11 protein-coding genes are annotated in these 12,976 nt (G+C 72.8%); 1 reads left to right on the plus strand and 10 read right to left on the minus strand.

Features of this window, described 5'->3' with window-relative positions; translation table 11 throughout:
- Positions 1 to 24 precede the first annotated feature (24 nt).
- The 10 genes from mutM to rpmB all read right to left on the minus strand — a co-directional run bounded on the left by mutM (position 25) and on the right by rpmB (position 11,048).
- Positions 25 to 891 carry a bifunctional DNA-formamidopyrimidine glycosylase/DNA-(apurinic or apyrimidinic site) lyase gene (gene mutM, locus ACZ56L_RS28295; protein WP_345228126.1) on the minus strand — a complete coding sequence of 289 codons (867 nt, stop codon included), beginning with the start codon at positions 889 to 891 and terminating at the stop codon, positions 25 to 27.
- A 101-nt stretch (positions 892 to 992) separates the two neighbouring features.
- Positions 993 to 1,787 (minus strand): ribonuclease III, encoded by a 795-nt coding sequence (gene rnc, locus ACZ56L_RS28300; protein WP_345228129.1) that lies wholly within the window; start codon positions 1,785 to 1,787, stop codon positions 993 to 995.
- A gap of 19 nt (positions 1,788 to 1,806) precedes the next feature.
- Entirely contained in the window at positions 1,807 to 1,980 is a 174-nt protein-coding gene (gene rpmF, locus ACZ56L_RS28305) for a 50S ribosomal protein L32 (protein ID WP_003965982.1), read from the minus strand.
- Between the two features lie 2 nt (positions 1,981 to 1,982).
- Positions 1,983 to 2,621, minus strand: a complete 639-nt coding sequence (locus tag ACZ56L_RS28310; RefSeq protein WP_345229124.1) for a YceD family protein — start codon at positions 2,619 to 2,621, stop codon at positions 1,983 to 1,985.
- A 170-nt stretch (positions 2,622 to 2,791) separates the two neighbouring features.
- Complete coding sequence (locus ACZ56L_RS28315; RefSeq protein WP_471067160.1) at positions 2,792 to 3,883, minus strand: ATP synthase F0 subunit B; 1,092 nt, start codon at positions 3,881 to 3,883, stop codon at positions 2,792 to 2,794.
- Positions 3,884 to 3,974: 91 nt separating this feature from the next.
- Complete coding sequence (gene coaD, locus ACZ56L_RS28320) at positions 3,975 to 4,475, minus strand: pantetheine-phosphate adenylyltransferase (RefSeq protein WP_401762203.1); 501 nt, start codon at positions 4,473 to 4,475, stop codon at positions 3,975 to 3,977.
- A gap of 26 nt (positions 4,476 to 4,501) precedes the next feature.
- Complete coding sequence (gene rsmD / locus ACZ56L_RS28325; protein WP_471067162.1) at positions 4,502 to 5,122, minus strand: 16S rRNA (guanine(966)-N(2))-methyltransferase RsmD; 621 nt, start codon at positions 5,120 to 5,122, stop codon at positions 4,502 to 4,504.
- A gap of 299 nt (positions 5,123 to 5,421) precedes the next feature.
- Complete coding sequence (gene recG, locus ACZ56L_RS28330; RefSeq protein WP_471067164.1) at positions 5,422 to 7,635, minus strand: ATP-dependent DNA helicase RecG; 2,214 nt, start codon at positions 7,633 to 7,635, stop codon at positions 5,422 to 5,424.
- A gap of 48 nt (positions 7,636 to 7,683) precedes the next feature.
- Positions 7,684 to 10,746: an AfsR/SARP family transcriptional regulator gene (locus tag ACZ56L_RS28335; protein WP_471067166.1), complete on the minus strand. Its 3,063-nt coding sequence runs from the start codon at positions 10,744 to 10,746 to the stop codon at positions 7,684 to 7,686.
- A 116-nt stretch (positions 10,747 to 10,862) separates the two neighbouring features.
- Positions 10,863 to 11,048, minus strand: coding sequence for a 50S ribosomal protein L28 (rpmB, locus tag ACZ56L_RS28340; RefSeq protein ID WP_003957616.1), 186 nt, complete (start codon positions 11,046 to 11,048; stop codon positions 10,863 to 10,865).
- Positions 11,049 to 11,293: 245 nt separating this feature from the next.
- Between rpmB and ACZ56L_RS28345 the strand changes: the two genes are divergently transcribed.
- Positions 11,294 to 12,943 (plus strand): DAK2 domain-containing protein, encoded by a 1,650-nt coding sequence (locus tag ACZ56L_RS28345; protein WP_471067168.1) that lies wholly within the window; start codon positions 11,294 to 11,296, stop codon positions 12,941 to 12,943.
- Positions 12,944 to 12,976 lie beyond the last annotated feature (33 nt).

Genomic DNA, 12,976 nt, shown 5'->3' on the forward strand with positions numbered 1-12,976 from the left:
GCACCACCGGCAAGCCCCGTCCCGCTACCGCGCGGTGACCACCCTCGGCGGACGCTGGCACTTGGGGCAGAAGTAGCTCGACCGGTTCATCCACGGCCGGCGCCGCATCGGAGTGCCGCACCGGCCGCACGGCAGGCCCTCGCGCCCGTACGCGTCGAGCGAGCGGTCGAAGTAACCCGATTCGCCGTTCACGTTGACGTACAGACTGTCGAAGCTGGTGCCGCCGACGGCGAGCGCCGCGGTCATCACGTCCCGGACGTGGCCGAGGAGTTCCGCCGAGCGCGGGCGGGTCATGGACGCGGTGGGGCGGTCGTAGTGCAGGCGCGAGCGCCACAGCGCCTCGTCCGCGTAGATGTTCCCGACACCGCTGATCAGCGACTGGTCGAGCAGCGCCCGCTTGATCGTCGTTCGCCGCAGCCGCAGCGCCGTGTGGAAGGCGTCGTCGTCGAAGGCCTCGTCGAGGGGGTCGCGGGCGATGTGCCCGATGACGTCGGGGAGGCCGTCGGCGGTGGTGTCGTGCAGCGAGAGTCCGCCGAAGGTGCGCTGGTCGACGAAGCGCAGCTCCGTACCGAGCCCGTCGGCGAAGCGCACGCGCACCCGCAGGTGCTTCTCGTCGGCGGCCTCCTCGGGCCGGACCAGCAACTGGCCGCTCATTCCGAGGTGCCCGAGGACCGCGAGCGGCGCGTCGTCCAGCGGCAGCCACAGGTACTTGCCGCGGCGCCGCGCGGCTCCCATCCGGTGCCCGCGCAGCCGCTGCGCGAAGTCCTCGCCGCCGGCGAGGTGGCGGCGCACCGCACGCGGATGCAGCACCTCGACCTCGGCCACCGTGCGGTCGGCGACCCACCGCTCCAGACCTCGGCGTACGACTTCCACTTCGGGCAGCTCGGGCACGGCGGTACTCCTGTCACGGTGTTCGGGTACACGTCCGGCCCCGGCGCCGCCCTGCGAGGGGCGCCACCGGGGCCGGACGTACTGCTGCTGGTCAAACGGGGTCAGGCGACCTGCGACGAGTTCTCGTCGTCCGGCTGGGGAGCCGGAACCGCCTCGGCCTCGGCCTTCGCCGCTGCCTCGCGCTCCGCCGCCGCCGCGCTGATCGCGCGCCATGCGGACTCCGCCGCCTGCTGTTCCGCTTCCTTCTTGCTGCGGCCGGTGCCGGTGCCGTACGAGACACCACCGACGCGGGCGGCAGCAGTGAAGGTCTTCTCGTGGTCCGGGCCCGTCTCCGTGACCAGGTACTCGGGAACCCCGAGCCCCTCGGCCGCGGTGAGCTCCTGGAGACTGGTCTTCCAGTCCAGACCGGCGCCGAGACTGGACGACTTCTCGATCAGCGGATCGAAGAGCCGGTGCACCAGCTCGGAAGCGGCGTCCAGACCCTGGTCGAGATAGACCGCGCCGATCACCGCTTCCAGGGTGTCGGCGAGGATGGATGCCTTGTCCCGGCCTCCCGTGCCCTCTTCGCCCCGGCCGAGCCGGATGAAGGAGCCGAGTTCGAGGCCGCGGCCCACCTCCGCCAGCGCACGAGAATTGACCACCGCGGCCCGGAGCTTGGCCAACTGGCCTTCCGGGAGGTCGGGGTGGGTGCGGTACAGCGTGTCCGTGACGACGAGGCCGAGCACGGAGTCCCCGAGGAACTCCAGACGCTCGTTCGTCGGCAGGCCGCCGTTCTCGTACGCGTACGAACGATGGGTCAGCGCACGCACCAGAAGGGCGGACTCGAGGTGATACCCGAGCCGCCCTTCCAGAAGCGTGTGAGACGAGGCATTGTCCGTCTTGTGTGACTCAGACATGGTGCCTCTCACCAGCCGCTCAGACCTCGAGGACCTGGCGCTTGTTGTACGTGCCGCAGCTCGGGCACGCAATGTGCTGGAGCTTCGGCTCCTGGCAGCGCTCGCACGACACCAGGGTGGGGACCGCAGCCTTCCACTGCGACCGGCGGTGGCGCGTGTTGCTGCGCGACATCTTCCGCTTCGGAACAGCCACGGCTACTTCTCCTGCTTCTCGTCGACGCCGGAATCAGCGTCGTGCACGTTGTCCTTCTCGTCGACCTGGCCGGTCTCGACGAGTCCCTGCAACGCCGCCCAACGGATGTCGACGGCGTCATGATGGTGGTCCGGGTTCTCGTTCAGGCTGGTCCCGCACTGCGAGCACAGACCTGCACAGTCCTCCCGGCACACCGGCTGCATCGGCAGTGCGAGCACCACCGCATCGCGCAGCACCGGTTCGAGGTCGAACAAGCCGTCCTCGAGGAAGAGTGTGTCCTCGTCGTCCTCGGCGTCGTCGCCCGGTTCCGCTTGTGCGCGGCCCCGGTCGTCGGCGTCAGGGTACGAGAACATCTCCTGGAAGTCGGCCGCGACCTTCAGTCGCACCGGCTCCAGACACCTTACGCACTCCCCCTCGGCCTCCGCACGGACGGTGCCTGTGACAAGCACCCCTTCCATGACGGATTCGAGGCGGAGCCTGATCTCCAAGGGCGCACCTTCCGGTACGCCGACGACCCCTTCGACACCGAAGTCCTTGGGGGCCTCCGCGGAGCGGGTCAGCCGCTGGAGCGCACCGGGACGCCGGCCCAGCTCGTGTGTGTCGAACACGAGGGGGTTGCGGTGGTCGAGGCGCGCGTTCAGGGGATTTCCTGCTTTCGGATTGCTTTCGGAGGGGCTGCCGTAGCGTCGCAGGACGGAAATCCATGGCGAATCGGGCAGCCGAGATCGCAGACGTGGTCCGCGACGAATGGCCAGGATACTTGACGCGTCGCCCAGTGCCCAATCCGGTCCCGGGGCCCCCGCGACGGGCGTCAGCGGCCCTGCTCGTACTCCCGCAACCGGTCGAGATCGATCATGCTCGTGTCGAACATGCTGGTCTCGTCAAGAGCGCCCTGCTGCTGGTGGGACTGCTGGGACTGCGGTTGCTGCGGCAGGGGCTGGCCGTACTGGTCGTACCCCTGCTGGGCGTAGGAGGCCGCATACGGGTCCTGCTGGTAGCCGTACGGGTCCTGCTGGCCGTAGGGGGCCGCGTAGGCGTCCTGCTGCTGGGGCTGCCGGCCGTACTGGGCCGCGTACGGGTCGTACGGCTGCTGGGCGGGCACCTGGGGCTGGAGCTGCGGGGGCTCGGGGGCGCGCGGCGGGGCGGGGGCCTGGACCGGGGCGGGCTGCGGCTCGGCCAGGTCGGCGAGGAAGTCGGCGTCGGAACCGCGGAGCTGCGAGTGGTCCAGGCCGTCCTGCTCGGCCATGTGCAGGCCCAGGTCGTCGGAGGCGACGCGGCCGTGCAGCTTCTGGCGGCCCTTGCCGACCGCCTCCAGCGTCTTGGCGAGGACGGCCTCGAAGGCGCCGAGCTTGGTGTCGACGTACTCGTCGGCGCGGCTGAGCAGGGTCGCCGGGTCGGGGCTGTAGTCCGGGGCGTCGTCGTCCTCGGGGTCGCCGTAGCCCTGTCCGCCGAGGCCCGGGCCCCGGCCGAGCAGCTTCTCGCGGCCGCGGCCCACCGAGCCGATGGTCTTGGTGAGGACGACCTCGAAGTTGGCGAGCTTGGAGTCGACGTACTCGTCGGCCTCGGCGCGGATCTCCTCGGCCTCCTGGCGGGCCTCGGCGAGGATGCGGTCGGCCTCGGCCTGGGAGCGGCGGGCGACCTCGGTGTCGGAGATCAGGTCGCCGCGCTGGGCCTGGGCGGTCTCGATGATCCGCGCGGCCTCCTCGCGGGCCTGCTCGACCAACTGCTCGCGGCCGCCGATCAGCTCCTGGGCGTGGGCGAGGGAGTTCGGCAGGGCCTGCCGCACCTCTTCGAGCATGTCCAGCAGGTCGGCGCGGTTGACCACGCACGAGGCCGACATGGGCATGGACCGGGCGTTGCCGATCGCCTCGACGATCCGGTCCAGCTTGTTCTGCACGTCCACCGTGTTCTCGCCACTCTCTCGGCCTGGTGTGGAGACGGACGGGACGACTGTAAGGCCAGTCGTGTCCCGCCCGACACCTGCTGACGGTCTGTCAGTTGTCCGGCGCCTGCGCGCGCTTCTCCGCGAGGCGCTTCGTCAGCGCCGCGTGCACGTGTTCCGGCAGCAGGTGCGCGACGTCGCCGCCCCAGGCCGCGACCTCCTTGACCAGGCTGGAGGAGAGGAAGCTGTAGGTGGGGTTGGTGGGTATGAAGAGGGTCTCGACACCGGAGAGCCCGTTGTTCATCTGCGCCATCTGGAGTTCGTAGTCGAAGTCGCTGACGGCCCGCAGGCCCTTGACGATCGCGGGGATGTCGCGCTCCTTGCAGAAGTCGACGAGCAGCCCGTGGTGGGACTCGACCACGATGTTGCCGTAGTCGGCGGTGGCCTCCCGGATCAGCTCGATCCGCTCCTCGACGGAGAAGAGACCTTTCTTCGACTGGTTGATCATCACCGCGACGTGCACCACGTCGTAAAGGCTGGAGGCCCGGCCGATGATGTCGAGATGTCCGTTGGTGATGGGGTCGAACGACCCGGGACAGACTGCCCGGCGCATCTGTGGTCCCTCGCTCTCCGGTCCGGTCATCGTGCGTCCGCGCCTTCGGGGGCGTCGTCGCACGGTCGTGCGTCGTCGCACGGTGAGGCGGCGCGACCGTACCAGAGCGTTCCCTCGCCGTAGCGACGGGCCCGCAGCGGCTCGAATCCCTTGGGCCACGTGAATTCTCCGCCCCTGGTGCCGCGTTCCACGGTGGCGAGCGCGTCCTCCGCGAGCCACCCCTGGGCGTGGAGTGTGAGGAGGATCTCCCGAAGATCGTCGTCCGTGACGGCGTACGGGGGGTCCAGGAAGACGATGTTGTACGGGTCGGCGGGCGGCTGCGCGGTCACGACCTGCTCGGCCTTGCCCGCGCGGACCTCGGCGCCGGGCAGGCCCAGCGTGCGCACGTTGTCCCGGATCGTCCGCACCGCCTTGGGGTCGGCCTCGACGAGCAGGGCGTGCACGCCGCCCCGGGACAGCGCTTCGAGCCCGACGGCACCGGAGCCCGCGTAGAGGTCGGCGATCCGCACCCCCTCCAGCGTCCCGAGCAGCGCCTCCCAGGTCGAGAAGAGGCCCTCGCGCGCGCGGTCGGAGGTGGGGCGGGTGCCGTTGCCCGGCGGTACGGCCAGGCGGCGTCCGCCGGCGGTGCCTGCGATCACGCGGGTCATGTGGTGAGGTCCTTGGTCGGTACGGGGTCGGGCTACCCGGCCAGTCTCTCAGCCCCACGCCCTTCCGGCAGGCGTGGGCCCCGCCGGAACGGGGTGCCCTTGTTCGCGGTGGAGTACGCGGCTCGCGGCGGAGTACGCGTACGGCCGGTCCTGGCCGATGGAGCCGTCCGCGTCGCCCGAGAAGGCGAAGGAGCCCGTGTCCCTGGGCCGTCGAAGAGGCCGCGACGGCACCGCGCGCCTCGCGCGCGTCCGCGTGACGTTCCGCGAGACGAGCGGCGGCCGGGCCGGCGCCGCCGTGGTCACCCCTTGTCCAGGTACTCCTCCCGGTCCTTGTCCAGCAGCGCGTCCAGCGCCGTCCGCAGCTCCGGGAGGCGTTCCAGTTCGGGGTCGGCGGCGACGATCTGGACGGCCTCCTCGCGGGCGGCCGCGATGACCTCCTCGTCCTCGATGACGGCGAGCACGCGCAGCGAGGACCGGACGCCGGACTGGGCCTGCCCGAGGACGTCGCCCTCCCGGCGCTGTTCGAGGTCGATGCGGGACAGCTCGAAGCCGTCGAGGGTGGCCGCGACGGCGGCCAGCCTGGCCCTGGCGGGACTGGCCTCGGGCATCTCGCTGACCAGCAGGCACAGCCCGGGGGCCGACCCCCGCCCGACCCGGCCGCGCAACTGGTGGAGCTGGGAGACGCCGAAGCGGTCGGCGTCCATGATCACCATCGCGGTGGCGTTCGGCACGTTCACCCCGACCTCGATGACCGTGGTCGCGACGAGGACGTCCACGTCCCCGGCCGTGAACCGGCGCATCACGTCGTCCTTGTCGTCGGGCTGCATCCGCCCGTGCAGCACCTCCACCCGCAGCCCCGCGAGCGCGCCGGCGCGGAGCTGCTCGGCGATCTCCAGGACGGCGAGCGGGGGCCGCTTCTCCGGGTCCTCGGCCTCCTCGGCGGCCTTCTTGGACTTCTTCTTCGGCTCGTCCTCGCCGTCCCCGATGCGCGGGCAGACGACGTACGCCTGATGGCCGTTCTCCACTTCCTCCCGTACGCGTTCCCAGGCGCGGGCCAGGAAGTGCGGCTTGTCCTTGGCCGGTACGACGTGGGTGGCGATCGGCGAGCGCCCGGCGGGGAGCTGGTCCAGCACGGACGTCTCCAGGTCGCCGAAGACGGTCATGGCGACCGTGCGGGGGATGGGGGTGGCCGTCATGACCAGCAGGTGCGGCGGCTGCTTGCCCTTGGACCGGAGCGCGTCCCGCTGCTCGACCCCGAACCGGTGCTGCTCGTCGACGACCACCAGCCCCAGGTCGTGGAACTGCACCTTGTCCTCGATCAGCGCGTGCGTGCCGATGACGAGTCCCGCCTCCCCCGTGACCAGGTCGAGCAGCGCCTGCCGCCGGGCGGGCATCCCCATCGACCCGGTGAGCAGCACGGCCTTCGTCCCGATGGCCGATCCGCCGAGCATCCCGCCCTCGGCCAGCTCGCCCATCATCTCCACGATCGACCGGTGGTGCTGCTGCGCGAGCACCTCGGTGGGCGCGAGCATCGCGGCCTGCCCGCCCGCGTCGACGACGGCCAGCATGGCGCGCAGCGCCACCATCGTCTTCCCGCTTCCGACCTCTCCCTGCAGCAGGCGGTGCATCGGGTGTTCGGTGGCGAGGTCGTCGAAGATCTCCTTCGAGACCTTCCGCTGGCCCTCGGTGAGGGTGAAGGGGAGCTTCGCGTCGAAGGCGTCCAGGAGGCCGTCCGGGGCGGGCCTGCGGGCGACGGCGGGCAGTTGCGTCTCTGCGTGGCGGCGGCGGGCCAGGGCGACTTGCAGGACGAAGGCCTCGTCCCACTTGAGGCGGTCGCGGGCGTCGGCGATCTCCGCCTTGGTGCGCGGGCGGTGGATCTGGCGGAAGGCGTCGGGGAGCGGGACCAGGCCCCGGCCCTCGCGCAGGGCGGCCGGGAGGGGATCGACCAGCTCCGCCCAGTCGGCGGCCTCCATGGAGGCCAGGACCACGTCGACGGTCTTGGCGATCTTCCAGCTCTCCATCTGGGCGCAGGCCGGGTAGAGGGGGATCAGTTGGTTCGCCCAGGCCTCGACGGCGTCGGAGCCCGCGTCCTTGCCGAGCATCTCGTACGCCGGGTGGGAGAGCTGGCGGATGTTGCGGAACACGCCGACCTTGCCGGAGAACATGCCCTTGCGGCCCGGCAGGAGTTCTTTCTGGTGGTGGTAGATCGCCTTGCCGAAGAAGACGAGCTGGAGGCGTCCGCTGCCGTCGGTGAGGGTGACTTCGAGGCGTTGGCCCTTGCCGTTGTTGAAGCGCAGCACGCGGGCGTCCGCGACCTGGGCGACGACGGTGGCGTGCTCGTCGAGCGGGAGGTCCGCGAGCTGGGTGAGCTCGCCGCGCTCGGCGTACCGCCGCGGGTAGTGGTGCAGCAGGTCACCGACCGTGTGCAGGTCGAGGTGCTCGGCCATCACCTTCGCGGTGGTGCCGCCGAGTGTCTTCTTGAGTGGTTCGTCGAGCGAGGGCACGAGATCCATTGGACACCATCCCTCTGACAAGGCCCGTCCCCTGTGGAGAACCCCGCCTCACGCGCGGGCCCGGCGGCCCCGCTCGTACGCCGCCCGGTACGACTCCTCCGTCAGCCCGGAGCGGGCCGCCTCCCTGGTCCGCACGACGTCCAGGTCGCCCAGCACGAGGGCGCCGCGCAGGGCCTCCGCCTCGCCGAGCAGTTCCGCCGCCCACTCCGGAGCACACGCCTCCGCCCGGGCTTCGGCGAGCTCGGCCGGGATCAGCCGGCCGGGCTGGCCGGCGGCCAGGACCGCGGCCTGGCCGAAGCACTCCTCGGCCCCCGCCCGGTCACCCTCCGCCAGGGCGGTGCGGCCGAGGCCGAGCAGCACGCGCAGGGTCTCGCCCGTACCGAACCAACTGTCCGTGCCGACGGCGACGGCCGCCTCGTAGTGCAGGCGCGCGCGTGCCGTGTCGCCGGCCAGACGGGCCGCGTCGCCGAGGCCGCGCAGCGCGCCGGCCGCCTTGTCGGGGACGCCGACGCTCCGGGACAGTTCGGCGGAGCGGGTGAAGAGGGCGACTGCCTCGCGGGGCCGGCCCGCGTGCAGCAGGACGTGGCCGCGCCGCATCAGCATGTCGGCGGTCTCCTCGGGGGCCCGGAGTTCGGTGACGAGGACCAGTGCCTCGTCCAGGAGGGCCAGCGCCCGGGCGTGGTCGCCGCGCCAGTGCGCGAAGGTGGCGAGCGGGTCGAGGGAGTTGGCGATGCCCCAGCGGTCCCCGGTCGCCCGGAAGCCGGTCAGCGCCGCCGTGAAGTCCTCCTCCGCGGCCCCGGGCCGCCCCGCGAAGAGCTGCTGGTAGGCGCGGCCCATCCGCAGCAGCGCCGCCGCCCAGGGGCTGCTGTCGCCGTACGCCGCCTCCGCCTCCGGCGGCGCCCCCGTGCTCGTGCGCGGGCCCGCCGCCAGGGACCACAGGGTGAGTGTGTGCGGGCGGCGCAGGGTGCCGATCAGGCCCGCGACGAGCCGGTCGGCGCGCGCGGTCAGTTCGTCGTCGTCGGCGGTGCCGTGCGGTCCCGCCCGGTGGTCGACGGCCGCCAGCAGGCACAGTACGTACTCCTCCGCCAGCCCCTCGGGAGGCCGCGGCCCGACCGTCTCCAGCACCGCACGGGCCGCCTGCGCCAGTTCCCCGGCGCGGCCGCGCAGCGGTGCGTACCAGGACAGGCAGGCGAGCAGCCGCAGGGAGGTGGCGGCGTCGCCGTGCCGCACGGCGGCCAGGAGGTCGGTGTGCTCGGCCTCCAGGCGGTCCAGCCAGCGCAGTTGGGCGGCCCCGCGCAGGTGCGGCTCGGCCCGTTCCGCGAGGTCCAGGAAGTACGCCGTGTGGGCGGTGCGGAACGTCTCCTCCTCCGCGCCCAGTCGCTCCGCGCAGAAGGCCCGGATCGTCTCCAGCATCCGGTAGCGCCCGTCGGCGGCCGTCACGAAGGACTTCTCGACGAGGGACGCGAGGACGTCCTCCGCGTCGTCGGCCGCGCACACCTGCCGCACGGCGTCCGCCGTCACGGCGCCGGCGAACACGGTGAACCTGCGCGCCAGCCGCTGTTCCGCCGCGTCGAGCAGTTCCCAGCTCCACTCCACCACCGCGCGCAGGGTGCGGTGCCGGGGCTCCTTGGTGCGGTCGCCGCGCGACAGCAGCCGGAAACGGTCGTCGCCCGGCCCGCCCAGCCGGTCGCCGAGGCGGTCCGCGAGCTCGCCGACGGTGAGGGTGCGCAGCCTGGCCGCCGCGAGCTCCAGGGCGAGCGGAAGGCCGTCCAGGGCCGCGCAGAGGCGCTCCGCGCGGGCGTGCCCCTCGCCGCCGGGGCGCAGGTCGACTCCCGGGCGCACGGCGGTCGCACGGTCCGTGAAGAGGCGTACCGCCGCCGCCCGCCCCAGCGGTTCCACCGTGACCAGCGTCTCCCCCATGATCGACAGGGCCTCCCTGCTGGTGGCCAGTACGCGCAGGTCGGGGTGGGCGCCGAGGAGCCGTACGGTCAGGGCCGCCGCCCCTTCCACCAGGTGCTCGCAGTTGTCCAGCACGACGAGGAGGCCGGGGCAGGCGGCCAGCGCCGACAGCAGCCGCTCCAGGGCGTCGGCGCCGCCCGCCCGGTCCGGGAAGCCGCTCTCGCGCACCCCGAGCGCCGCCAGTACGGCGTACGGCAGGCCCGCCGCGTCCCGCACGGGTGCCAGCTCCACGTAACAGACCTGGCCTCGCCGGCGCTCCGCCGCCTCCTGGGCGAGGCGCGTCTTGCCCGCGCCGCCGGGGCCGGTGAGGGTCACCAGGCGGGCCGTGCGCAGCAGTCCGTCAAGCTGCTTCAGGTCGTTCTCGCGTCCGACGAAGCTGGTGAGCCGGGCGGGCAGCGGCCTGGGGGCGGCGGCGCCTTCCGGGCGCAGGAGTTCCAGGTGGAGGGCGGCCAGTTCGGGCGAGGGGTCGGTGCCGAGCCGCTCGGCGAGGGTGCGCCGGGCGTCCTCGTGGACGGTGAGCGCCTCGGCGGTCCGCCCGGCCGCCCGCAGGGCCCGCATCAACAGTCCGTACGGCCGCTCCCGCAGCGGATGTGCGGCGATCAGCCCGCGCAGTTCCGGTACCAGGGCGGCGCCTCCCCCCAGTTCCAGCTCCGCCGCCGCGAGGTCCTCCCGGGCGTTCAGCCGTGCCTCCTCCAGACGGCGGGCCTCACCGGCGGCGAAGGCCGCGGGAGCGAGGTCTTCGAAGGCGTTCCCGCGCCACAGGGCCAAGCCCTCGCGCAGCAGTTCCGCGGCCCGTCCGTACTCCCCCGCGGCCAGTGCGGTGCGTCCGGCGCGCGCCGCGTCCTCGAAGAGGTGCACGTCGACGGTGGCGGGACCCGTGTCGAGCCGGTATCCGAAGGGAACCGACTCGACGCGTGCGCCGAGGGCTTCGACGCGTCTGCGCAGCCGGGACACCTGTGCCTGGAGGGCGTTCGCGGCTCCGGCCGGCGGCTCGTCGCCGTACAGGCCCTCGATGAGGCGCCCGGTGCCGACACCGCGCCCGGTGTGCAGGAGCAGCAGGGCGAGGAGAGTGCGCTGGCGTTCGCCGCCGGGATCGACGCTCCCGCCCGCGTCGGTGCGTATCTCCACGGGGCCCAGCAGTCCGAAGCGCATGCGCCGATTGTGCTGGGCGGGCGGCGGAGAGCCGGAAGCGGGCAAGAAAAAACCGGCCCACCCGAGGGTGGACCGGTTCTTCAAGCAACCAGCGAGGTGGCCGCGCTATCGAGACGTCAGCGCGAGACCTTGCCGGCCTTGATGCACGAGGTGCAGACGTTAAGCCGCTTCGGCGTCCGACCGACCACTGCACGCACGCGCTGGATGTTGGGGTTCCAACGACGCGAGGTACGGCGGTGCGAGTGCGAAATGTTGTTGCCGAAGCCCGGCCCCTTGCCGCAGACGTCGCAGTTGGCAGCCACGGTCACTCCAAAGACTTCAGATGCACTTACAGTGAATTCCGGCATGCCGGGAGATCCGAGGATCCTGTGGCGTAGCCGGGGGAATGTCCCGATTTTCATCGGGCAACCGGAGCAGCATACAACGACTGCTCTCGTACAACGAAACTACCACGGCTGCCGGGGCCCCCGCCCCGGGCCCTTCTGCCGCCGTCCCCGCCCCGGGGACTAATCTGCGAGAGTTCCCGCTGCTCAAGGAGGAGGCCCAGGTGCCGCAGTCCCCCGACGACCTCGACGCCGTCGCGGTACGCACCTGGTGCTCGCTGGCCCTCGCGGTCCTGGGCGCCGAACGCGAGGAGATCGACGCGATCAACGTCTATCCGGTCGCCGACGGGGACACGGGGACGAATCTGTATCTGACGATGGAGTCCGCCGCCCAGGCCGTGGAGGCCGTCTTCGCCGCCCACGAGACGGTGCCGGGCCCCGCCGCCTCTCTCCCCCTCCTCTCCGACGCGGTACGGGCCATGGCGCACGGTGCGCTGATAGGCGCCCGGGGGAACTCCGGCACGATCCTCTCCCAGCTCCTGCGGGGCATGTCCGAGGAGCTGGCCACGGTGGAGCGGGCGGACGGGGCGGCCCTGCGCAGGGCGTTGCAGCGGGCGGCGGCGCTGGCGTACGAAGCGGTGGCGCACCCCGTGGAGGGGACGGTGCTCACGGTCGCCACGGCGGCGGCGCGGGAGGCTGCCGCTTTCGGGGGCGACGGCGTGGCCGGTGTCGCCCGGGCCGCGTACGAGGGCGCCCGGGCCGCTCTGCCGCGGACCACCGCGCAGCTCGCCGCGCTCGGCAGGGCCGGGGTCGTCGACGCGGGCGGCCGGGGGCTGGTGGCGGTGCTCGGGGTGCTGGTCGAGGCGGTCACGGGGGAGGCGGTGGCCGTACGGGCGAAGGCGCCTGCCGTACCGCCCGCCGTGCCTCCGGCCGACGAGGACTGTGCGGCCGACCATTCCGACGAGGGCGGGCCCGCGTTCGAGGTGATCTACCTGTTGGAGGCGGAGGACGCGGCCGTGGACCGGCTGCGGCATCGGCTGGACGGTCTCGGGGACTCGCTGGTCGTCGTGGGTGGGGACGGGCTGTGGAACGTGCATGTGCACGTGGACGACGCGGGGGCCGCCGTCGAGGCGGGGGTCGAGGCGGGGCGGCCGTACCGGATCCGCATCACGCACTTCGGGGCCGACCGGACGGCCCCGCCCCGGGAACGGGCGCAGCGGGCCGTCGTCGCGGTGGTGCCGGGCGAGGGGCTCGTGGAGCTGTGCGCGGAGGCCGGCGCGACGACCGTCCTGGCCCGGCCCGGGGAGCCGCCGGCCAGCGGGGAACTGGTCGACGCGATCCGGCGGGCGCACGCGCGGGAGGTCGTGCTGCTGCCCAACGACGCGGATCTGCGGCACACGGCCGCGGCGGCCGCCCAGCAGGTACGGAGCGAGGGCGTGCGAGTCGCGTTGATCCCGACCCGGGCCGCGGTTCAGGGCATCGCGGCCCTCGCGGTGCACGAGCCGGAATGGCGCTTCGACGAGGACGTCGTCGCGATGACGTCGGCGGCGGGGGCCACCCGGTACGCGGAACTGGCCGTCGCGGAACGGCAGTCGTGGACGACGGTGGGCGTGTGCCAGGCGGGCGACGTGCTCGGGCTGATCGACGGGGACGTCGCGGTGATCGGCACGGAGGTCGCCGCCACGGCGCGGACGGTGCTGGACCGGATGCTGTCGGCGGGCGGCGAGCTGGTGACGCTGGTGCTGGGGGACGGGGCGCCGGAGGGGCTCGGGGAGGGGCTGGAGGCGCATGTGCGGGGGCGGCACCTGGCGGTGGACACCCTGCTCTACCACGGCGGTGACCAGGTCTCCCCCCTCCTGATCGGCATCGAGTAGCCCGCTGGGGGGCCGCCCCCTTTGAGCTCCGCA

Source organism: Streptomyces sp. NPDC039736 (genome assembly GCF_055596485.1).